The organism is Paraburkholderia sp. CNPSo 3076 (assembly GCF_026343935.1).
Lineage (GTDB): Bacteria > Pseudomonadota > Gammaproteobacteria > Burkholderiales > Burkholderiaceae > Paraburkholderia > Paraburkholderia nodosa.
In genome coordinates, this window is the sequence record NZ_JAPMAL010000007.1 from 45,093 (window position 1) to 66,479 (window position 21,387).

Genomic DNA, 21,387 nt, shown 5'->3' on the forward strand with positions numbered 1-21,387 from the left:
CCCGCCCCGATCATGTTCGCCCGACTCCCGCTCTATTTGCGGCTCGTCCGCATGGACAAGCCGATCGGCAGCCTGCTGCTGCTGTGGCCGACGCTCAACGCGCTGTGGATCGCCTCGGACGGCCATCCGCCCCTCTCGCTGTTGATCATTTTCACGGTCGGCACCGTGCTGATGCGCTCTGCGGGCTGCGCGATCAACGACTACGCCGACCGCGACTTCGACCGCCACGTGAAGCGCACGGCCGAACGCCCCATCACATCGGGCCGCATTCGCGCGTGGGAAGCGGTGGCGATTGCCGCGGGCCTCGCGCTCGTCTCGTTCCTGCTGATCCTGCCGCTCAATGCGCTGACGAAGCAGCTTTCGGTCGTGGCGCTGTTCGTGGCAGCGTCGTATCCGTTCACCAAGCGCTTTTTCGCGATTCCGCAGGCGTATCTGGGCATTGCGTTCGGCTTTGGCATTCCCATGGCATTCGCCGCCGTGCAGGATCACGTGCCGGCGCTCGCGTGGATCATGCTGGCGGCGAACGTGTTCTGGTCCGTGGCCTACGACACCGAATACGCGATGGTCGATCGCGACGACGACATCAAGATCGGCATTCGCACCTCGGCGCTCACGTTCGGGCGCTTTGACGTGCTCGCGATCATGCTCTGCTATGCGGTCACGCTCGGCATTTACGTGTGGGTGGGCGTGACGCTGGGCTTCGGCTGGCTCTACTGGCTCGGCTGGGCGGCCGCCGTGGGCTGCGCCATTTACCACTACACGCTCATCAGGAACCGCGAGCGCATGCCGTGCTTCGCCGCGTTCCGCCACAACAACTGGCTGGGCGGCGTGCTGTTCGTTGGGATTGCGGCCCACTACGCCGTCGCGGGACTCTGAGGCCCGATCGATTAAAAAAAGCGCCGGGTGCATGACACACCCGGCGCTTTTTCTATCTGGACTGCGGTGCGCTTACTGCTTGCCGAATTCTTCGCCCATTTCCTTCGCGCGTGCATCGGCCGCGAGTGCGCCCTTGACGATGGCGGCCTTCACGCCCGAAGCGTCGAACGACGCCAGTGCGGCCGCGGTCGTGCCGCCCTTCGAGGTCACGCGCTCGCGCAGTACGGCGGGCGGCTCGTCCGATTGCAGCGCGAGTTGCGCCGCGCCCGCGAACGTGGCGATGGCGAGCGCGCGGCCTTGCTGCTCGTCCATGCCGAGCTGGCGCGCCGCTTCTTCGAGCGCTTCGATGAAGTAGAACACGTAGGCCGGGCCGCTGCCCGAGATGCCCGTGACCGCGTCGATCTTCGCTTCGTCGTCGAACCAGACCGTTTGGCCGACTGCGCCGAGCACATCCGACGCGAGCTGTCGGCCCGCGGCGTCCACGCCGCTGCTCGCGACGAGGCCAGTTGCGCCCATGCCGATCAGCGCGGGCGTGTTCGGCATCGTGCGCACGACGCGCGCGTGGCCGTTCAGCCAGCGCGAGAGATCGTCGATGCGAATGCCGGCCATGATGCTGATGACGACCTGATGGGCGCCCAGGTGCGGGGCGATGCCTTCGGCCACGGCCTTGGCGATTTGCGGCTTCACTGCGATCAGAACTGCGTCATACGAAGCGAGCGCGGCGTCCGCGACGGCGCCGGTGCGCACGCCGAACTGCTCGGCGCTGCGCTTGCGGGCGTCCTCGTTCGGATCGATCGCGTAGAGGTTGTCGGCGGGAACGCCCTTGCGGATCAGGCCGCCGATGAGCGCGGCGGCCATGTTGCCGCCGCCGATGAAGGCAATTTTCATGGTGATGGAATCGTTCAATGAATCAGTGAGAGTAGTCACGCGCGCCGAAAATCGCGGTGCCCACGCGCACGATCGTCGCGCCTTCGAGCACCGCGGCTTCGAGGTCGGCCGACATGCCCATGGAGAGCGTGTCGAGCGCGAGGCCTTCCGCGCGTAGCGCTTCGAACAGCTCGCGCAGCTGGCGGTGCGGCGCGCGTTGCGCCTCGAGCGAAGTTTCGGGCTCGGGAATCGACATGAGCCCGCGCAGGCGCAGGTTGGGCAGGGCGGCGATCTGGCGCGCGACCTGCTGCGCTTCTTGCGGGGTGACGCCGCTCTTGCTGGCCTCGCCGCTCACGTTGACCTGCAGACAGACGTTGAGCGGCGCCATGCCGGCGGGACGTTGCGCCGAAAGGCGTTCGGCAATCTTCAGACGATCGACCGAATGGACCCAGTCGAAACGCTCGGCCACGGGGCGTGTCTTGTTCGATTGGAGCGGCCCGATGAAATGCCATTCGATGCTCGCGCGCAAGTCGGCGAGCGCCTCGATCTTGTCCACGGATTCCTGCACATAGTTCTCGCCGAACGCGCGCTGGCCGGCAGCGTGAGCGGCGCGCACGTCCTGTGCAGGAAATGTTTTCGAAACCGCGAGCAGCTCCACGCTTTGCGGGTCGCGGCCGGCGTTGCGGGCGGCGGCCGCGATGCGCTCGCGGACAGCTTCGAGATTGTGGGAGAGATCGGTCATCGGGCTTGAAGGCCGGCGCATGAAATGGCGCTCGCCGCCTTTTTGGATCCAAAACGAACAGAACGACGGCCATTATACGGACTGCGCACGGCGCGAAACACTGGCCAGAAAGGCGATACCGAATGGCCGACTGTTGGCGCGCCGTGCGTCTCGTTACGCTGGTGCCGTTCCCGATGGCTCAATTCGTCGCCAGCATATGTTCGACCAGCTCAATCCAGTGCGTGACCGGAATCGCCGTGCCGCTTTGCAGGTGCGTGATGCAGCCTATGTTGGCGGAGACGATCAATTGCGGCTCCAGCGCCTGCAGCCGGTCCACTTTCTGGTTGCGCAGCGTATAGGAAAGGCGCGGCTGCATGATCGAATAGGTGCCCGCGGAGCCGCAGCAAAGATGGCTGTCGGCGGGCAGCCGCACGTCGAGTCCGAGCGCGGTGAGCAGCCTTTCCACGCCGCCGCGCAACTGCTGGCCATGCTGCAGCGTGCAGGGAGGATGCCACGCTACCGTCTTGATGCTACGGCGCCTCGTGTTTGCCACGAGCTGTTCCTCGAATGCGGGCAGCAGTTCCGAAAGATCGCGCGTGAGCTCGACCACGCGGCGCGCTTTTTCCACATAGGCCGGATCGTCGCGCAGCAGGTGTGCATATTCCTTCACCGTCGCGCCGCAGCCCGAGGCGTTCATCACGATCGCTTCCGCACCTTGCTCGATGTAGGGCCACCAGGCGTCGATATTCGCGCGCACGTCGTCGAGCGCGTCGTCGGCGTAGCCCATGTGCAGGCGGATCGCGCCGCAGCAGCCCGACTGCGGCGTGACGATCGTTTCGATGCCGAGCGCGTCCAGCACGCGCGCGGTCGCGATGTTGATGTTGGGCATCATCGAGGGCTGCACGCAGCCTTGCAGCATCAGCATCTTGCGCGCGTGCTTGGCCGTTGGCCACGCGAGCGAACGCTGGCGCACGGGCACCTTGTCGCGCAGGCGCTTGGGCAGCAGCGGCCGCACCTGCTGGCCGAGGCGCATGGCCGGCGTGAAGAGGGCGCGGCGCGGCAGCAGGCCCGCGAGCAGGCGGCGCATGACGCGCTGGCGCAGCGGGCGCTTCACCATCTGTTCGGCATGCTTGCGGCCCACTTCCACGAGGCGCCCATACTGCACGCCGGAAGGGCAGGTGGTCTCGCAACTGCGGCACGTGAGGCAGCGGTCGAGGTGCGTGAGCGTGCTCTTTGTGACCGGCGCGCCTTCCACCATCTGCTTCATGAGATAGATGCGCCCGCGCGGGCCGTCCAGTTCGTCGCCGAGCAACTGATAGGTCGGGCAGGTCGCGGTACAGAAGCCGCAATGCACGCACTTGCGCAGGATCGCGTCGGCTTCGTCGCCGTCGGGGGTGTTGCGTATGAAGTCCGCGAGGTTCGTCTGCATCGCCGCGTGTGGGTGTCGTCAGAAGTCGGAATACAGCCGGCCGCGATTGAAGATGCGGGCCGGGTCGAAGGCGGCCTTCAGGCCGCGATGGATCTTCATGAGCGGCGCGGGCAAAGGCGTGAAGACGCCCGCGCTGCGGTCGTAGTCGCGCCCCGTGCGGAACATCGTCGCGTGTCCGCCGGCTTGCTTCGCGCTGATACGCACCGTTTGCGCGTCGGTTTCCGTGATCCACCAGCGCTGCGCGCCGCCCCATTCCATGAGTTGCGCGCCCGGCAGTTGCAGGGGTTCCGCGATCGAGGGCAGCGCGAGCCGCCACAGCGCCGCGTTGGGCGCAATCGACGCGAAGAACGGATCGGTCTGCTCGCGCAGGCCTGCCCAGAACCGTTCGGCCTCCACGGCGTCCACCACTTCGCCGCCCAGGCTCGCGCGGGCTGTCTTCACCGCGGCTTCCGCGCCCGCGAGGCGTACCGCGAGCGTGCCGTTGCGCCAGGCGCTCGCCGTCATCGGCAGCGGGCGGCCGCCCCATTCGTTGAGCTTGCGCACGGCGTCGGTGCCGTTCATGTCGAATTTGAGCGTGGTTTCCGCTTGCGGCACCGGCAGCACCTTCACCGAAAGCTCCAGCAGCAGACCGAGCGTGCCGAGCGAGCCCGCCATGAGCCGCGAAACGTCGTAGCCTGCCACGTTCTTCACGACCTGGCCGCCGAAATGCAGCACCTCGCCGTGGCCGTTCATGAGCACCGCGCCCAGCACGAAGTCGCGCGGTGCGCCCGCGCTCGCCCGCCGCGGCCCCGCAATGCCTGCGGCAATGCAGCCGCCCAGGGTGGCCTGGGCGCCGAAGTGCGGCGGCTCGAACGCGAGCATCTGGCCGTGGGCCGCGAGCGCTGTTTCGATTTCCGCAAGCGGTGTGCCGGCGCGCGCCGTGATCACCAGTTCGGCCGGGTCGTACGCGATGATGCCGCGGTGTGCGCGCGTGTCGAGAATCTCGCCTTCGAGCGACTGGCCGTACCAGTCCTTGGTGCCCCCGCCGCGAATGCGCAGCGCCCGCCCATCGGCGCTCGCCGCCCGGATGCGTTCGGACCAGTCCGAGACGATATCGTCCTCTTCCATGTCGTGATGGTCGCGCTCGTTCGTTATATGGTTCGTTCGATTGTACTGAGCGAACCTCGCCTGACAACCCGGAGCGGACCCTCATTCGGGTCACGCGATATGCATAGACGGCGCGGTGCCGGGTGCGTGTTTGCGCGTCTGTCAGAAGCGCGGCAACTCGGGGTGCGGCAGCAGATTCCCGCGCACATGCATGCGCCCATACTCGGCGCAGCGCGCCCGCGTGGGGATGCCCTTGTCGGGGTTGAGCAGCCTGGCCGGGTCGAACGCGTGTTTCACCGCATGAAACGCGTCGCGCTCCTGCGGCGAGAATTGCACGCACATCGAATTGATCTTCTCGATGCCCACGCCGTGCTCGCCCGTCACGGTGCCACCCAGTTCGACGCAGGTCTCGAGAATGTCCGAGCCGAAGGCCTCTGCGCGGTGCCATTCGTCGAGGTCGTTGCCGTTGAAGAGAATGAGCGGGTGCATGTTGCCGTCGCCGGCATGGAAGACGTTGATGCAGCGCAGTCCATACTGCTTTTCCATTTCGTGGATGCGCGCGAGCAGCGGCCCGATCGCGCGGCGCGGCACGGTGCCGTCCATGCAGTAGTAGTCGGGCGAGATGCGGCCCGCCGCCGGAAACGCATTCTTGCGGCCCGACCAGAAGCGCAGGCGCTCTTCCTCGGTGCGCGAGATCTGGATGCGCGTGGCGCCGTGCTCGCGCAGCACCGTGGTCGTGCGCGCGATCTCGTCGGCGACTTCCTCTGGCGTGCCGTCGGCTTCGCACAGCAGGATCGCGGCGGCGTCGAGGTCGTAGCCGGCGTTCACGAACTCCTCCACGGCGCGCGTGGCCGGCTTGTCCATCATTTCCAGGCCCGCCGGAATGATGCCCGAGGCGATGATGCCCGCCACGGCGTCGCCGCCTTTCACGACGTCGTCGAAGCTCGCCATGATGACCTGCGCGGTTTGCGGGCGCGGAATCAGCTTGACGGTCACTTCGGTCACGATCGCGAACATGCCTTCGCTGCCGATCATCACCGCGAGCAGGTCGAGGCCCGGTGCATCGGGCGCGAGCGAGCCGAATTCGACGATCTCGCCGTCCATCGTCACGGCGCGCACGCGCAGCACGTTGTGCACCGTGAGGCCGTACTTGAGGCAGTGGACGCCGCCCGAATTCTCCGAAACGTTGCCGCCTATCGTGCAGGCGATCTGCGACGAAGGGTCGGGCGCGTAGTAAAGGCCGAAGGGCGCCGCCGCTTCAGAAACGGCCAGATTGCGCACGCCGGGCTGCACGGTGGCCGTGCGCGCGTACGGATCGACTTCGAGAATGCGCTTGAAGCGTGCGAGCGAAAGCACGATGCCGTGCCGGATCGGCATGGCGCCGCCCGAGAGGCCGGTGCCCGCGCCGCGCGGCACGACCGGCACGTCGAGGCGCCGGCAGATCTGCACGATGCGTTGCACCTGCGACTCGGTCTCCGGCAGCGCCACGGCGAGCGGCAGCCGCCGGTAGGCGGCAAGGCCGTCGCACTCGTAGGCGACGGTGTCCTCCTCGCGATGCAGCAGGCAATGCGCCGGCAGTACGGCCATCAACGCCTGGACTACCTCGCGCTGGCGTTGCGCGAGCGCTTCCGGGCTCAGCTCGGGCAAGTTCGCCTCGGGTGCGTTCATCTCTCCTCCCGTCTGTTGCGCTTGAGTGCGCTTCTCAGCGCTTGTCGGTTACGCCGCCCAGCTGAAGATCTTGCCCGGATTCATCAGGTTGTGCGGATCGAGTGCGTGCTTGATCGCGCGCATCGTGTCGACGGTGTCCGCGCCGTGCTCTTCGACGAGGAAATCCATCTTGTGCAGGCCCACGCCGTGTTCGCCCGTGCAGGTGCCGTCCATCGCGATCGCACGCTGCACGATACGGCGATTCAGGCGCTCGGCCTCGTCGATTTCCTCGGGCTTGTCCGGGTCGATCAGGATCGCAACGTGGAAGTTGCCGTCGCCCACGTGGCCGACGATCGGGCAGGGCAGCGGCGAGGCCTTGAGATCGGCTTCCGTCTCGATCACGCATTCGGCGAGGCGCGAGATCGGCACGCACACGTCGGTCGTCACGGCGCGGCAGCCGGGCTTGAGCTGCAGCATCGCGAAGTAGGCGTTGTGGCGCGCGTTCCACAGGCGGCTGCGGTCCTCGGGGCGCGTGGCCCACTCGAAGCCTTCGCCGCCGTGCTGCGCGGCAAGCTCCTGCACGAGCTGCGCCTGCTCCGCGACGCCCGCCTCGGTGCCGTGAAATTCGAAGAAGAGCGTGTGCTTTTCGCGCAGCGTGAGGTTCGAATGCTTGTTGATCGCGCGCACCGCGAGCGAGTCGACGAATTCCACGCGCGCGATCGGCACGCCAATCTGGATCGTCTCGATCACCGTGCGCACGGCCTCGGCCATCGAGGGGAACGCGCACACCGCCGCCGAGACTGCCTCGGGCTGGGGGTAGAGCCGCACCGTGATTTCGGTGATCACGCCGAGCGTGCCTTCCGAGCCGACGAAAAGGCGCGTGAGGTCGTAGCCCGCCGCCGACTTGCGCGCGCGCGTGCCGGTTTTGACCACGCGGCCGTCGGCGAGGACGGCGGTGAGACCGAGCACGTTCTCGCGCATCGTGCCGTAGCGCACGGCGTTGGTGCCCGAAGCGCGCGTGGCCGTCATGCCGCCGATGCTCGCATCGGCGCCCGGGTCGATCGGGAAGAACAGACCCGTGTCGCGCAGCGCTTCATTGAGCTGCTTGCGCGAGATGCCAGGCTCGACGGTCACGGTGAGATCTTCGGCGTTGATCGAGAGCACGCGGTTCATCTGCGAGAGGTCGATCGACACGCCGCCCTGCACGGCCAGCAAGTGACCTTCGAGGGACGAGCCGTTGCCGTAGGGAATGATCGGCACGCCATGGCGGGCGCACAGCTTGACGATGGTCTGGATATCCTCGGTGCTCTGCGCGAACACCACGGCGTCGGGCAGTTGCGGGTCGAAGGGCGATTCGTCGCGGCCGTGGTGGGCGCGTACGGCTTCGGAGGTGGAGACGCGTTCGCCCAACGCGCTGCGCAGTTGATCGAGGAGTTCGGTGGGGAACGGGCGGCGGGCGAGGGCCGGCGGCGCGGGGTGATTCACGCGGGTGTCTCCTTCGTATGGGTATGACTGCTGGCTCGGACCATTTTACGCTGAACGTCCGCGCCGCAAAGCCGCGCTCCTTATGCTGCGGTGCACGAAACCTATAATGGCCGGCAGGCGCAGGCGCCTCACACCGCGCCGGGTGCGCATGATGCGCGACTTGCGCGAATTTTCAACTCCGGAGAGCACAACATGGGCAATCGCCTGAGCAAGATTGCAACACGCACCGGCGACGACGGCTCGACCGGACTCGGCGACGGCAGCCGCGTGCGCAAGGACGACGCGCGCATCGCTGCGATCGGCGAAGTCGACGAGCTGAACTCGCAGATCGGCGTGTTGCTGTGCGAAACGCTCCCCGACGACGTGCGCGAGGCGCTCGTCGCAATCCAGCATGACCTGTTCGATCTGGGCGGCGAGCTGTGCATACCGGGCCACACGCTCGTGTCCGACGAACACCTCGCGCGGCTCGATGGCTGGCTCGAGCACTACAACGCCACGCTGCCGCCGCTCAAGGAATTCATCCTGCCAGGCGGCGCGCGGGCGGCGGCGCTCGCGCATGTGTGCCGCACCGTATGCCGGCGCGCCGAGCGCGCGGTCGTCGCACTGGGCGCCACGGCGAACTCGGGCCCGCCGCTCGCCGATACGCCGCGCCGCTACGTCAACCGTCTCTCCGACCTGCTGTTCGTGCTCGCGCGCGTGCTCAACCGGGCCGCGGGCGGCAGCGACGTGCTCTGGAGGCACGACCGGGGCGCGGGCAAGGGCGAGGGCGCGTAGGGAAAAAGGGCGCGAGCGTGCACCGTCCGACCGGCTTAGTGTGAGCTCGCACGTAGCGTCCAACAACCCGCGCCGTCGACGTCCGAAAAAGATTGTTTCCTGCACCGCAAAAGCCCCCCCGAAGCTCGCTCCACGGCCACCCGCCGCACGTTCACGGCCGGCGCAATCAGGAAATTGCTGGGGTGCGACAAAATGCCCAGGTCGGGCTGTCGCATTAAAGATGTATCTTGTGTGCATCTTTACCACGGAGAAGCCGTAAATGACTGCGCTCACCGCCGACCAGATGGCCCGCGTGAAGGCCACTGCGCCCGTTTTCGCCGAGCACGGCGCCACGATCACCAAGCATTTCTACAAGCGGATGTTCGCCGCGCACCCCGAGCTCAAGAACATCTTCAACCAGACGCATCAGCAAAGCGGCAGCCAGCCCGAAACGCTCGCCCGCGCGGTGTACGCCTATGCGGCGAACGTCGACAATCTGGGCGCGCTCGGCGGTGCGGTCACGCACATCGCGCACAAGCACGCGAGCCTGAACATCCGCCCGGAGCACTATCCGATCGTCGGCCGCCATCTGCTCGGCGCAGTCGTCGACGTGCTCGGCGACGCCGTGGACCAGCCCACGCTCGACGCCTGGGCCGTGGCCTACGAACAACTCGCGAACATCATGATCGGCACCGAGGCGAAGCTGTACGAGGGCGCTTCGTGGAGCGGCTTCCGTCCGTTCAAGGTGATGCGCAAGCAAGTCGAAAGCGACGAGATCACCTCGTTCTATCTTGCGCCGGCCGACGGTGCGCCCGCTGGCGGTTTCGAGCCGGGCCAGTACGTGAGCGTGACGCGCTTCGTCGACAAGCTCGGCGTGGACCAGCCGCGTCAGTACAGCCTCTCGGACGCGCCCCACGGCAAGTGGCTGCGCATCTCGGTGAAGCGGGAGACTGGCCGCGGCGAAGCGCAGCCGGGCCACGTGTCGAACATCATGCACGACGGCGTGGAAGAAGGCGCGGTGGTGCACGTGAGCGCGCCGATGGGCGAGTTCACGCTCGACCGCAAGAAGACTTCGCCAGTCGTGCTGATGAGCGGCGGCGTGGGCATCACGCCGATGAAGTCGATGCTCTCCACGCTGATCGCCGAGCGCAGCGAGCGCAAGGTGACCTTCGTGCACGCATGCCGTAACGCGAAGGTGCACGCCTTCCGCGACTTTCTGCGTCACGCGGTGTCCGAGTACCCGAACGTCAAGCGCGCGGTGTTCTACGAAGAAGTCGGCGCAAACGACCGCCAGGACACGGACTACGACTTCGAAGGGCGCATCGATATCGGCCGCATCGAAGCGGATGTGCTGCTGCCCGACGCCGACTACTACCTGTGCGGCCCCGTGGCGTTCATGCGCGAACAGCGCGAGGCGCTGATTGCCCGCGGCGTCGATGCTTCGCGCATCCACACGGAGATCTTCGGCTCCGGCATGCTGTAACGTTGCACACCCGGCACGCTGAAATTACACGCTGAGTACGCCGAATAAAAAAGACGCCGCGCGAAAGCGCGGCGTTTTGCGTATGCAGCCGTAAAACATGCATCGAATTGCGACTGGCATCACTCGCCCGAAGCCCGCCGGTTCACGGCGCGATACCCCGACGGCGAAATCGACAGCCTGCGCCGGAAGATCCGTGCGAGGCGCTCGCCGCGCGGCACGCCGCAGCGTTGCGCGATCTCGTCGATGGGAAGATTGGTTTGCGCGAGCAGAAGGCAACTGGCATCGAGCCGGGCGCGCAGCAGATATTCAGACGGCGTGAGGCCCGTTTGCGTCTTGAAGTGGCGCAGAAAGTTTCGCATGCTCATCTGCGCGACGCGCGCCGCATCGGCCACCGAGATCGGCTGATGGTAGTTCTCGCGCAGCCAGTGCGCGGCCGAGTTGATCTTGCCGTTCGCGCTGTCGGCCTCGCCGTCGTCGAGCATGGGGCCAAGCCGCTCCCACGAGCCCGGCATCGAGTCTTCGGATACGCGCTGCGCAAGCGCCACGCCGTGATTGCGCTTGACCACCTTGAGCGCGGCGACGAGCGCCTCGGAAGGCGTCACGACCGAAGCGCCGGCGTTGCGCGCTTCCAGCGCCCGGCGTAGCCGCTGCGCCGAACTTGCCGTATTGCCGCCCGTGCGCAGGAAGGGCACATCGGCGGCGGCGAGTACCGCGCGTCCCTCGCCGAGGGCGCGGATGATGCGCACTTTCGGTGCGAGCATCTGCAGCCGCGTGATGAGCCGCGCGTTCGCGCGCGCCTCCATCGCACCAGGGCCGCCGGCGATAAACAGTGTGTCGAAGCCGCTGCGCAGCGGGCCATGCAGGCTCTCGGACCATATCCGCAGGCCGCAGCCGCTGGCTACGTTGCCGCCAGGCTCGGAAAGCATGACGATCGAATAAGCAGGAAGCGTGTCGGCGCAGGCATCGTTCGCGAGACGAAACACATCGGCGAGCAAGGTCACGTCCCCGAGCGGGAAGCCCTCGAAAACCAGGATGCCTATGCGTTTGGCCACGGGTCCGAACTTCAAGTGAGCGCCGCGCGGCTGGAAAGCGGCTTGCCGGCAGACCACCCTATCGATGTACATGGCCGGTTCCTCGCGCAGAAAGGATTCGCAGGAGTACGTTGCGTTTTTGCGCCGCGTGCCCTCATCCGGCTGAGTGGGGCTGTTACATGCGGTCACATCACGCTCTCGGGATTCATGATAGGCCGGTGGGCTGCTGACGCACGCCGCAGTCTGAAAATGCCGAGAAGTTGGCAGAATGGCTCGGTATGCGCGAGGCAAGGCGGCTCGGTCTTGACCGGGCGTTGCACCCGGGTCTTATGGGCGCGCACGCGCGCCCCACGCCTGCTTCACGAACGCTGCGAGGGCAATCCACGACGCGCGCGTGTCTGTCACCGGGGGCGTTTTCAGCAGAAATATTGTTTCGAATTCTTGTGCACGTCATCGCGCATGAGCAGCTCCTCGGGCCATAGCCACGCGTACTGGCTGTGCTGATCGAAGCGCCCGACAGGCACGGTGCTGTCCAGCATGAACGCGTACGCAAGCACAACGTAATGTGTGCCGATGCCGTTTTCCGCCGCGAAGTTGTCCGGATAGTGATGCTCGTAGACGCCGACGAAGCGTGCAGCCGCGCGCTGCATGCCCGCAATGCCGAGCTCTGTTTCGACGATGCGCGTGAACGCGGCGTCGAGCCATTCGTCCTTGTGGATGCGTCCGCCCGGAACGAACCACTTGCCGCGCGCCGGGCGATTGCGTCGTTCGCCAACAAGCACGCGGCCGTCGGCGTCGGCGACGATGAGGTCGATCCCGACAAGCGGTGCGAGCCGCACCACCTCGAGGAATTCGGTAGGCGACAGCATGGACGAGCGGATCCGTGGGGTGGCGGTCGTGTCGATATGATTGTCTCGAGCGCAGCCGTTGCGCGCGCGGCGCATGACAATCACGCGTCGCGTTCATCAGCAGTCTAGGCGGCTCAAAATCGCGTTGCACTGTCCAGAGCCGCCTAAGTCTCGCTATCGTGGGCCAAGATGCGAGCCCTGGCCCTCGCCCTCAAGGCTTCGGCGCGACGTAGCCCGCGGGTGTGACGGCAATCGATCTGGCGACCTCGGCGTTGTCCGACACCACATACACGGGCGATTCGGTCAGGCGCAGCGGGAGCATGCCGTCGTTGTAAGTCATGGTGGTCGGGTTGCCCATCATGTCGAACACGCTCACCTTGCCCGAGCGCCCGCGCGCGTCCACCTGAAGCGTGTAGTTCGTCGCACGCGTGGCGTCGAACCCGGTTTTCGCGCTCCAGCGCGCGTTGTCGTGGCTCCACAACGCCGTGATCACCTTGCCGCCGCCCGGACGTGCGAACGCGTAGGCGTAGACGCCTGCGGGCGTGCCGCGCAGCGGCCCGAGCGTATACGTATCGTCGATCAGCCGCGTCATGGTCGCGACAGCGAGCGCGGCCGGCTTCGGGCTGATGTTCGACGCACCGTACATGCCCTTCGGATGCTCGAGTTCGAAGAACACGCCATAGCCTGGCGTCGTCTCCGGCATGTCCGCACCATAGAAGACGAACGTGGTGTCCGCGCCTTCGCCGAGCAGGATCAGATGCGCGCGCGCCACGACCGCGCCCTGCGCGTAGAGCGTTTGCGCGTCGGGATAGTTGGCCGCGTAGTTCGTCCCGATGTCGTAACTAATTCCGGTTTCGGTCACGAAGAGCGGGGCGCCCGGCTTAAGCACATCGCGCATCGTCGTGCGCAGCTCGCGCATGGCTTCGGGCAGCGAAAGCGTGCCTTTTTCGGGGGCGCCGTACAGACGCTCCGGCGGATGCGAAGGGCTCGTGCCGAAATCGTAGTAGCCGTGGATCGTCACGCCATCGAGATATTTAGCAATGCCAAACGGTGCAAACTTCTTGAGCCACTCCGTGTTGCCCTGCACGCCTGCATAGGTCGGGCCCATCACGATCGCCGTCGGGTCGGTGGCGTGTATGCCCTCGTAGACGGTCTTGTAGAGATCGACGAAATGCGCGTCCGTGTCTTTCCACGGCAGCCCGCCGTCCTTGTCGGGCTCCCATGTGACCTGATAGTAGTTGTGCGCCTGGCGCGGGAAGACGCGCGCACGGATGCGTGCGGACTCAGTGCCTACGCGCGACATGTATTCGCGCAACTGGGCCGGCGACGAAGGCACGTAGCTGTGGGTCTCCTGGCCGTTCGGACTCGCCCACCCGGGAAAGCCGTCGAGCGTGATCAATCGCATGATGTCGCCGGGCTTGAACTGGAGATCGAGCTGGGAGGCGGCAGTGTCGAACGTATTCGGACCTTTGGGCTCCATGACGTACCAGCCCCGCTTGTCGTTGGCCCAGGCTAGACCGAGGTTGGTGTAGAGCGGACGCAGGCCGTCGCCGCCGCAACAGTGCTGTCCGGGCGCGATATATGCTGACCCTTGTCCACCGAAGCGGTGCAGGTCCTGGCGTGCGAAGGTGGGTGCGGGAAGTGCTGCGCTCACGTCGGGCAGCACGCCGAACGTGGTGATGCCGGCCGGCCGGGTGCCGCGCTGGGGCAAACCCGTAGAGGGCTGCGAAGCCAGTGACGCCGAAAACGCGAAGTAGCCTGCCGGGAGCATCGTGCAGGCGAGCCACGTGACGCGCGGGCCGGCCGCCACGGCGAAGCTGCCGCTTGCCTGGGGGCGGCTCCACGTGTCGGCGATTTGCCATTGCACCTTGTCGTCGCGCGTGGCATTCGTTGTTACGACGATACGCACACCTTTACCGCGCGCGAAGAGGCGCGTGCCGTCGCTGCCGGGCGTATCCGCTGAGATGACGTCATTGCCGTCCTCAATTGCAGCACTGCCGGCGACGCTCCTGCAAACGGGCGCATCGGCGGCGCGGCAACGCATCGCCGGCAGCATCACGCCGAGAACGCCGAGCGCGAGCGTTGCTGCCGGTACCCATGAAAAAGCGCACGAGCCGCGCGCGGAACGAGGGTTTACGAGTGCGGATGCAAGGGCTGGGCGCAATGTCATTGGCAGGTTCCTCACACATGAAAGGGTAAGCCTAGTTGTTCGAGCAAGTCACTTGACGCCAGCCTCCAGGCTTTTCGCGCAATTTCTCCTGGAAGCGCCGCGCGAGAGTTGTGCAGTGCTCGCGGAGCCCAATCATATAAAGCGGCTTTTTGTGAATTTTTTTATTGTGCGGCGCAAACAGGATTTAACAGGTTTAAAATGCGCTTCGCATGCTCGAAATCGGAGCCCAAAGCTTCTTAAACATCATTTAATCAGACGAATCGACTTGCAGTCTATTATTGGCCGTTCACTTCCATCCCATGCGTACGCATCGATCGGAAGGCGTCGAATGATTTTGTAGTAACAAAGGCGAAAATACCTGCCTGTAACGGTTATCCGGCACTATTGCCGAATTGATGTAATCGAACCAATTGCCTTTCACGCAGTTTGCTTTTTGGCACTTAGCTTGGCGCCCAATCTTCTAATCGGTCCTCGACCGGACTAAATGCGCCAATGTCTCGCCAGTTTCGGTCAGTCGTCGTTGCGGGGATTTTTCTCTGCATATGATGCACTGCACTGGAATGCTATCGAAATGCTATTACCGGGACTTTTCGCTTGGTACGGGGGATTGTTTAGGGGAAAAGCATGGCGTACGCAAGTCTGGATTTGCCGTCGTTCAGCCGCCCGCATCTCGTGACCGCGGGCATCAGTCGAGAGGTGCGTCATATCGCAATTCTGCTGTTCGATGGTTGTTCGCTCCTCGGCGCCGGTATCGTGGCTGAAGTGTTTCATGTAGCGAACGAACTCTCGACGGACACCGCTCGCAGCTCACCTTACGATGTAAGCATCCTTTCGGCCGATGGCGGCAACGTAACGTGCTCGTCTTCGGTACGGGTCTGGACAGATGGACTCGATGCACGCCACTACGTCGGTTTCGACGCGCTGTTCGTGGCGGGTGGAAAGGGCGCCTTCGCGGCCGCCAACGACGAACGACTCATCGCATGGCTGCGTCGCGTGCATGCGAACACCGGTACCATTCGTCCGATTGGTGAAGGCCGTTCACTGCTCGAGGCGGCAAGCCTGTGCGGCCAGCGCACGCAGCACGAGTTCGGCTCGTATGCGATGCAAACGGGACGCGAGGAAGCGGGCGGCGACGCCGGCGACCGGCTCGAGTCGATGAAGAGCGCGCTCACGCTCGTCAAGCGCGACTTGGGCGTGGATGTTGCGCGCGCCGTGACTGAGCGGCTCATGCCCGATTCGGGCGGCAACCTGTTGCCGTTTCTCGGCGATGCGCTTGGCAGCGCGCCGGCTGACAAAGTGCGTGCAGCGGCGCGCTGGCTGCAGGAAAACTGTCAGCGGGCCATTTCGATAGCGGACGCGGCGCAAGTTGCCGCGATGAGCGAGCGTAACTTTCTGCGCCGCTTCAAGCTGGAGATGGGCATCACGCCATCTGATTACTTACTGCATGCGCGCCTCGCGATTACCTGCAGCCTGCTCACCGATTCGGAATTGCCGGTCGACAAGATCGCGCGCCGCACCGGCATGGGCAACGGCGACCGCCTCGCCAAGATCTTTCGCAAGCGCATGATGATTTCGCCCACCGAATACCGCGAGCAAAGCCGCCGCGAGGCCGGCGTAGCTGTCTCGTAACGCCGCGGTAACAACGGTCGCACTTCGTTACAAACGGGGTCGCTATTCGCGAGCCGAGGTGATCCTGCCCGATATGAAGGAGTCCGAAGATGAATGAAAGGTCATCGATTCATGAAGGACAAAGTCAGGCCCGTGCAGAAAGCGAGCCGGGTACAGCGCGCGAAGGCTCGACGCCTTGCACGCGCATCGTGCCGGTAGTGCTGGCGGGCGGTTCCGGTACACGTTTGTGGCCGATGTCGCGCGCGCATTTCCCTAAGCAGCTAATTGGTGTGGTGGGCAGCGATACGCTGCTGCAGGCAACCGTGCATCGCCTCGACGGCTTTTCGTCCGAGTGGGAGGTCGCGAGTTCGCCAATCGTCGTATGTGGCGAAGAACACCGCTTCGTGATCGTCGATCAGTTGCGGGCGTGCGGCATGGACGCGCGGCTCGTGGTCGAGCCGGCGCGGCGCGACACGGCGCCGGCACTCACACTCGGTGCGGCACTCGCGTGCGCGAACGGCGACGACGCGATTCTCATCGTGATGCCGTCGGACCATGCGATCACCGACCTGGACGCCCTGCAACGCGCGCTTGAATGCGCAGCGCGCCATGCGCAGCGCGGCGCGATCGTCACGCTTGGCGTGCCGCCGCGTTCGCCCGAAACGGGGTTTGGTTACATCCGCGTCGGCGAGGCGATTGCCGACGGCGCCCACCGTATCGACGGCTTCGTCGAAAAGCCCGCGCCTGAGCTCGCCACGCAATACATCACGCAGGGCGGCTACTGGTGGAACAGCGGCATCTTCGTGATGCGTGCGAGCGTTTGGCTCGATTCGCTGCGCGCACTGCAGCCCGACATGCATGCAGCGTGCCTTGCCGCGTTCGTGGATGGCCAGCAAGACGGCCCCGTGTTCCGGCCGGCCCCCGACGCCTTCAAGCGCGCCCCGTCCGACTCGATCGATTACGCGGTCATGGAGCGGCTATCGGGCAGCAACGGCTGGACGCCCGAGGGCGTGGTGGTTGCGCTCGACGCGGGTTGGTCCGACCTCGGCTCGTGGGACGCGGTGTGGGCCGCGATGGAAAAGGACGAAGACGGCAACGTCGGACGCGGACGTGTGGTGTTCGAAGGCGCGGTGGCGACTTACGCGCATTCCGACGGCAGGCTCGTGGCTTGCGTGGGTACGTCGAACCTCGTGGTGGTCGAAACGGCAGATGCGGTGCTCGTCGCCGACCGCTCGAAGGTGCAGGACGTGAAGGGGCTCGTTGCGCGCATCAAGGCGGAGCGCGCACCCGAGGCGGATTCGCATCGCAAGGTGCAACGTCCATGGGGCTTCTACGATTCGATCGATTCGGGCGAGCGCTTCCAGGTCAAACGCATCGTCGTCACGCCCGGCGCGCGGCTCTCGCTGCAACTGCATCACCATCGCGCCGAGCACTGGACAGTCGTGCGCGGCACCGCGCTCGTCACTCGTGGTGAGGAATCCTTTCTTATGACGGAAAACGAGTCCACTTACATTCCGCTCGGTGTGCGCCACCGGCTGGAAAACCCGGGCAAGGTGCCGCTCGAGATCATCGAGGTGCAGTCGGGAGCGTATCTGGGAGAGGACGACATCGTCCGTCTCGACGATACGTACGGCCGCTGCGGTTGAGGGCAGCGGCACGGCCAGCAGGGAGAAAAAAGGGAGAAAGCATGCGCGAGCTACAAAATCTGATGGCGAGAGTGCTCGACGTATCTGCCGTAATGATCGGCGCCAGCGTGGCTTCGGAGATCCGCTTCGAAGACATCGTGCCGCGCGGCGTGAACGAAGCCTTTGTGCTGCTCTCCGCGGCCTTCGCGCTCGTGATCTTTCCGGCGTTCGAGCTTTACCAGTCGTGGCGCGGGCGCTCCAAGGCGCTGCTCGCGGGCCAGGTGTCGCTTGCCTGGCTCGTCGTACAGGGCTGCGCGCTGATTTCGATGTATTCAACGATGCATCACGTCGACGTCGTTTCGCGCTTGTGGTTCGCTTACTGGACCGCTCTTGCAGGCGGCTTGCTCATTACATGGCGCTTCCTGGCGCACGGCGTGCTGTCGCATATGCGGCGCGCGGGCATGAATCTTCATCAGGTTGCCATCGCGGGTTCCGCTTCGCAGTGCGACGAGATCATGCGGCGCATCGATGCGGAGCCAGGCTCCGGCTTTCGTGCGAGCGCCCTCTACAACACCATGCCGCAATCGGCGAGACCCGCGAGCGAGAAAGACGCGCCGGTGTGCGACACGATCGAGACGTTCGCGCAGCATATCCGCGAGCATGACGTGCACGAGTTGTGGCTCGCCCTTTCGCTTGCCGAGGAGCGCACGGTGGTACGGCTCGTAAGCGAGTTTCGCAACGACCTCGTGAACATCCGCTTTATCCCGGACGTGCGCTCGCTGGCCCTGTTCGACACCAGTACGGTGATCGAGTTGCTCGGCGTGCCCGCGATCAACCTCGTCGCCTCGCCGCTGCCCGCGAGCGCGCAGTTCAAGAAGGCGTTGTTCGATCGCGTGTTCGCGGCGCTTGCGCTCGTGAGCCTCATGCCGCTTCTCATCGGCATTGCCATTGCAGTGAAGTTTTCCTCGCCGGGGCCGGTGTTGTTCAGGCAGCGCCGCAAGGGCGCCGACGGCCGCGTGTTCACGATCTACAAGTTCCGCACGATGCGCGAGCACAAGGAAGCACCCGGCACGGTGAGCCAGGCGAAGCGCGACGATCCGCGCGTGACGCGTCTGGGCGCGTTCCTGCGCCGCACGAGTCTCGATGAACTGCCGCAGTTCTACAACGTGCTGCGCGGCGACATGTCGGTGGTCGGACCGCGCCCGCATGCGCTCGAGCACGACGATCTCTATCAGAGCGTGGTGAAGGGCTACATCAACCGCTATCGCATCAAGCCGGGCATTACCGGCTGGGCGCAGGTGAATGGATTTCGCGGCGAAACCGATCGCCTCGAAAAGATGGAAATGCGCGTAGCGCACGATCTGTATTACCTCGGCCATTGGTCGTTCTGGCTCGACATGCGCATCATCGCGGCCACGATCGTTCACGGTCTGGTTGGCCGCAACGCGTACTGAGCCCTGCGGCGCATTCGAGCAAGCATCACCAGCAAGCAACACCAGGTTTCGGGAGAAGCAAGATGGCGATGAATTATGACGGCGCTTACTATGGCGCAGCAGGCGCCGACGAGCGATACCTTGGCGACTACCTGCAAACGATGGTGGCGAACTGGCGCGCCATCGCGATCGTGACGCTTGCCGTCACGCTGCTGGGCGCGGCCTATGCGTTTCTCGCCACGCCGACCTATCGGGCCGACGTGCTGTTCCACCTCGTCGACAAGGGCGACGCCAGCAAGAAGGACAGCAGCTTGCCGCCGCTCACGGGCATGTTCGACGAGAAGTCGACCGCGAACGGCGTGATCGAAATGCTGAAGTCGCGCAACGTGACCGAGGAAACGGTGCGCAAGCTCCACCTCGACATTTCGGCGCGGCCGCGCGAAATGCCCGTAATCGGCGGCATGCTCTCCGGCATCCTGGGCTCGCCCTGGGCACAGAAGCTGCCCGGGTTCATACGACCGTCCGGCTATGCATGGGGCGGCGGCGACATCAAGGTATCGCGCTTCGATACGCCCGAGGCGATGTATGAGCGCGACTTCACGATCGTCGCCGGCGAAGAGCCCGGCACCTTCACGCTACGCGACCCCGACGGCATTCCGCTTCTGCAGGGCCGCGTGGGCGAGGACGTGAGCGCGAACACGTCGGCCGGGCCGATCGGGCTGCACGTCGACAGTTTGAGCGGGCCACCCGGAACGCCTTTCCTGCTCACGCGCGCCTCGACGCTGACCACCGTCGACCGGCTTGAGAATTCGCTCCAGATCCAGGAAGTCGGGCTGCAGTCCGGCGTGATCCGCGCGAGTCTCGAAGGCCACAACAGCAAGACGACGGCCGCGATCCTCAACAACGTGGCGCACGAGTTCATCAAGCAGGACATCGCGAGCCGTTCGGCGGAAGCGGAACACATGCTCGCGTTCCTCGACGACCAGCTGCCGCAACTGCGCTCGCAGGTCGATGCGGCCGAGCAGAAGTACAACAAGTTCCGTAACGAGCACGGCACCGTCGATCTCGGCGAAGAAAGCCGGCTGTTGCTCCAGCAGGTGAGCGACAACAAGATCCGTCTCGAAGACCTGCGACAGCAACGCGCGGAACTCGCACAGCGTTTCACCGAGCATCACCCGGCCGTTCAGGCGCTCGACGCGCAGATCGGCACGTTGCAAGCCGCGCAGTCGCAGCTCACGCGGAACGTGGCGCAACTGCCGGACACGGAACAATCCGCCGTGCGCCTCTTGCGCGACGTGCATGTGAGCACGGAGCTTTACACGAGCCTCCTGAACAGTGCGCAGCAACTGCGTGTGGCGCGCGCGGGCCAGGTGGGCGACGTACGCGTGGTCGATTTCGCCGAAGCGCCGGATGATCCCGTGCGTCCGAAGAAGCTGCTTGTGATCGCGCTCGCGATCGGCGCGGGGCTCGTGCTGGGCGTGCTCGTCGCGTTCGTGCGCAAGTCGCTGTACGGCGGCGTGGAGCGCCCGGACGAGCTCGAAGCCGCACTCGGCGTGCCGGTCTTCGCCGTGGTGCCGCGCAGCCCACAGCAGCTGCGGCTGCAGCATCACGTCACCTTGCGCCGGCGCGGGCTGCACGTGCTCGCACAGCAGAACCCGCAGGACGTTGCGGTGGAAGGCGTGCGCAGCCTGCGCACCTCGCTGCAGCTCACGCTTAACGACGCGCGCAACAACATCGTGATGCTCACGGGCTCGCGGCCCGACATCGGCAAGTCGTTCCTCTCGGTCAATCTCGCCGCGCTCGTCGCCTCGGTGAACAAGCGCGTGCTGATCGTCGACGGCGACATGCGGCGCGGCGACGTGCACTCGCACTTCGGCATTGCGCACCAGCCGGGTCTCTCCGACGTGCTGCTCGGCGCCGATCTGGACCAGGCGATCCAGCACGAGGTGCTGCCTGGACTCGACGTGCTGGCCAAGGGCTCGCTGCATTCGCATCCGTCCGAGCTGCTGATGAGCCCGCGCTTCGAGTCGCTGCTCGAAGAACTGGGGGCGCGGTATGACCTCGTGATCGTCGATACGCCGCCGGTGCTCGCAGTGACCGACTCGACCGTGATCGGACGCTACGCGGGCACGACGCTGCTCGCGATCCGCCATGGCCGCCACCCGATTTCGGAGCTCGAGGAGACGGTCAAGCGCCTGCGCATTGGCGGCGTGAATCTGCGCGGCGTGCTGCTCACCGACGTGCCGAAGACCGGCGCATTCATCGGCGGCGGGTATCGCGGCGGTTACTACGGTTACGAAAGTGTTTCAGGGTAGCAGCAGGGTA

General features: G+C 65.4%; 16 protein-coding genes. 7 read left to right on the forward strand and 9 right to left on the reverse strand.

The window, feature by feature from the left end; translation table 11 throughout:
- The first annotated feature begins 12 nt into the window (after positions 1 to 12).
- Positions 13 to 876: a 4-hydroxybenzoate octaprenyltransferase gene (ubiA, locus tag M3A49_RS09935; RefSeq protein WP_266228537.1), complete on the forward strand. Its 864-nt coding sequence runs from the start codon at positions 13 to 15 to the stop codon at positions 874 to 876.
- Positions 877 to 948: 72 nt separating this feature from the next.
- Here ubiA and proC read toward each other — a convergent pair whose 3' ends face one another.
- The 6 genes from proC to M3A49_RS09965 all read right to left on the reverse strand — a co-directional run bounded on the left by proC (position 949) and on the right by M3A49_RS09965 (position 8,111).
- Complete coding sequence (gene proC / locus M3A49_RS09940) at positions 949 to 1,764, reverse strand: pyrroline-5-carboxylate reductase (RefSeq protein ID WP_266228538.1); 816 nt, start codon at positions 1,762 to 1,764, stop codon at positions 949 to 951.
- A 22-nt stretch (positions 1,765 to 1,786) separates the two neighbouring features.
- Positions 1,787 to 2,485, reverse strand: coding sequence for a YggS family pyridoxal phosphate-dependent enzyme (locus M3A49_RS09945; RefSeq protein WP_254352414.1), 699 nt, complete (start codon positions 2,483 to 2,485; stop codon positions 1,787 to 1,789).
- Between the two features lie 178 nt (positions 2,486 to 2,663).
- Positions 2,664 to 3,893 (reverse strand): glycolate oxidase subunit GlcF, encoded by a 1,230-nt coding sequence (gene glcF / locus M3A49_RS09950; RefSeq protein WP_266228539.1) that lies wholly within the window; start codon positions 3,891 to 3,893, stop codon positions 2,664 to 2,666.
- 18 nt (positions 3,894 to 3,911) lie between these two features.
- A complete protein-coding gene (glcE, locus tag M3A49_RS09955; protein ID WP_254352412.1) occupies positions 3,912 to 5,000 on the reverse strand; it encodes a glycolate oxidase subunit GlcE in 1,089 nt (362 codons plus the stop codon).
- A 141-nt stretch (positions 5,001 to 5,141) separates the two neighbouring features.
- On the reverse strand, positions 5,142 to 6,647 hold the full coding sequence (locus M3A49_RS09960) for an FAD-linked oxidase C-terminal domain-containing protein (protein ID WP_028201996.1): 1,506 nt from the start codon (positions 6,645 to 6,647) through the stop codon (positions 5,142 to 5,144).
- A 48-nt stretch (positions 6,648 to 6,695) separates the two neighbouring features.
- Entirely contained in the window at positions 6,696 to 8,111 is a 1,416-nt protein-coding gene (locus M3A49_RS09965; protein ID WP_266228540.1) for an FAD-binding oxidoreductase, read from the reverse strand.
- A 192-nt stretch (positions 8,112 to 8,303) separates the two neighbouring features.
- Between M3A49_RS09965 and M3A49_RS09970 the strand changes: the two genes are divergently transcribed.
- Positions 8,304 to 8,885: a cob(I)yrinic acid a,c-diamide adenosyltransferase gene (locus M3A49_RS09970; RefSeq protein ID WP_266228541.1), complete on the forward strand. Its 582-nt coding sequence runs from the start codon at positions 8,304 to 8,306 to the stop codon at positions 8,883 to 8,885.
- A gap of 259 nt (positions 8,886 to 9,144) precedes the next feature.
- Positions 9,145 to 10,347, forward strand: a complete 1,203-nt coding sequence (hmpA, locus tag M3A49_RS09975; RefSeq protein WP_266228542.1) for an NO-inducible flavohemoprotein — start codon at positions 9,145 to 9,147, stop codon at positions 10,345 to 10,347.
- Between the two features lie 119 nt (positions 10,348 to 10,466).
- On the opposite strand, the gene M3A49_RS09980 is transcribed toward hmpA, so the two are convergent.
- The 3 genes from M3A49_RS09980 to M3A49_RS09990 all read right to left on the reverse strand — a co-directional run bounded on the left by M3A49_RS09980 (position 10,467) and on the right by M3A49_RS09990 (position 14,396).
- On the reverse strand, positions 10,467 to 11,471 hold the full coding sequence (locus tag M3A49_RS09980) for a GlxA family transcriptional regulator (protein WP_266228543.1): 1,005 nt from the start codon (positions 11,469 to 11,471) through the stop codon (positions 10,467 to 10,469).
- Between the two features lie 323 nt (positions 11,472 to 11,794).
- Complete coding sequence (locus tag M3A49_RS09985) at positions 11,795 to 12,247, reverse strand: GDP-mannose mannosyl hydrolase (protein ID WP_254352407.1); 453 nt, start codon at positions 12,245 to 12,247, stop codon at positions 11,795 to 11,797.
- Positions 12,248 to 12,437: 190 nt separating this feature from the next.
- Positions 12,438 to 14,396: a hypothetical protein gene (locus M3A49_RS09990; protein WP_266228544.1), complete on the reverse strand. Its 1,959-nt coding sequence runs from the start codon at positions 14,394 to 14,396 to the stop codon at positions 12,438 to 12,440.
- 624 nt (positions 14,397 to 15,020) lie between these two features.
- Here M3A49_RS09990 and M3A49_RS09995 point away from each other — a divergent pair.
- The 4 genes from M3A49_RS09995 to M3A49_RS10010 all read left to right on the forward strand — a co-directional run bounded on the left by M3A49_RS09995 (position 15,021) and on the right by M3A49_RS10010 (position 21,377).
- On the forward strand, positions 15,021 to 16,025 hold the full coding sequence (locus M3A49_RS09995; protein WP_254335489.1) for a GlxA family transcriptional regulator: 1,005 nt from the start codon (positions 15,021 to 15,023) through the stop codon (positions 16,023 to 16,025).
- A gap of 89 nt (positions 16,026 to 16,114) precedes the next feature.
- Positions 16,115 to 17,650, forward strand: a complete 1,536-nt coding sequence (locus tag M3A49_RS10000; RefSeq protein WP_266228545.1) for a mannose-1-phosphate guanylyltransferase/mannose-6-phosphate isomerase — start codon at positions 16,115 to 16,117, stop codon at positions 17,648 to 17,650.
- A gap of 41 nt (positions 17,651 to 17,691) precedes the next feature.
- A complete protein-coding gene (locus M3A49_RS10005) occupies positions 17,692 to 19,083 on the forward strand; it encodes an undecaprenyl-phosphate glucose phosphotransferase (protein ID WP_254352404.1) in 1,392 nt (463 codons plus the stop codon).
- Between the two features lie 62 nt (positions 19,084 to 19,145).
- On the forward strand, positions 19,146 to 21,377 hold the full coding sequence (locus tag M3A49_RS10010; RefSeq protein WP_254352403.1) for a polysaccharide biosynthesis tyrosine autokinase: 2,232 nt from the start codon (positions 19,146 to 19,148) through the stop codon (positions 21,375 to 21,377).
- Positions 21,378 to 21,387: the final 10 nt, after the last annotated feature.

Excerpts from the sequence above, each read along its gene's own strand:
- ubiA (WP_266228537.1), top strand. The coding sequence starts at position 13 with ATGTTCGCCCGACTCCCGCTCTATTTGCGGCTCGTCCGCATGGACAAG.
- proC (WP_266228538.1), bottom strand. The coding sequence starts at position 1,764 with ATGAAAATTGCCTTCATCGGCGGCGGCAACATGGCCGCCGCGCTCATC.
- M3A49_RS09945 (WP_254352414.1), bottom strand. The coding sequence starts at position 2,485 with ATGACCGATCTCTCCCACAATCTCGAAGCTGTCCGCGAGCGCATCGCG.
- glcF (WP_266228539.1), bottom strand. The coding sequence starts at position 3,893 with ATGCAGACGAACCTCGCGGACTTCATACGCAACACCCCCGACGGCGAC.
- glcE (WP_254352412.1), bottom strand. The coding sequence starts at position 5,000 with ATGGAAGAGGACGATATCGTCTCGGACTGGTCCGAACGCATCCGGGCG.
- M3A49_RS09960 (WP_028201996.1), bottom strand. The coding sequence starts at position 6,647 with ATGAACGCACCCGAGGCGAACTTGCCCGAGCTGAGCCCGGAAGCGCTC.
- M3A49_RS09970 (WP_266228541.1), top strand. The coding sequence starts at position 8,304 with ATGGGCAATCGCCTGAGCAAGATTGCAACACGCACCGGCGACGACGGC.
- hmpA (WP_266228542.1), top strand. The coding sequence starts at position 9,145 with ATGACTGCGCTCACCGCCGACCAGATGGCCCGCGTGAAGGCCACTGCG.
- M3A49_RS09980 (WP_266228543.1), bottom strand. The coding sequence starts at position 11,471 with ATGTACATCGATAGGGTGGTCTGCCGGCAAGCCGCTTTCCAGCCGCGC.
- M3A49_RS09985 (WP_254352407.1), bottom strand. The coding sequence starts at position 12,247 with ATGCTGTCGCCTACCGAATTCCTCGAGGTGGTGCGGCTCGCACCGCTT.
- M3A49_RS09990 (WP_266228544.1), bottom strand. The coding sequence starts at position 14,396 with ATGACATTGCGCCCAGCCCTTGCATCCGCACTCGTAAACCCTCGTTCC.
- M3A49_RS09995 (WP_254335489.1), top strand. The coding sequence starts at position 15,021 with ATGGCGTACGCAAGTCTGGATTTGCCGTCGTTCAGCCGCCCGCATCTC.
- M3A49_RS10000 (WP_266228545.1), top strand. The coding sequence starts at position 16,115 with ATGAATGAAAGGTCATCGATTCATGAAGGACAAAGTCAGGCCCGTGCA.
- M3A49_RS10005 (WP_254352404.1), top strand. The coding sequence starts at position 17,692 with ATGCGCGAGCTACAAAATCTGATGGCGAGAGTGCTCGACGTATCTGCC.
- M3A49_RS10010 (WP_254352403.1), top strand. The coding sequence starts at position 19,146 with ATGGCGATGAATTATGACGGCGCTTACTATGGCGCAGCAGGCGCCGAC.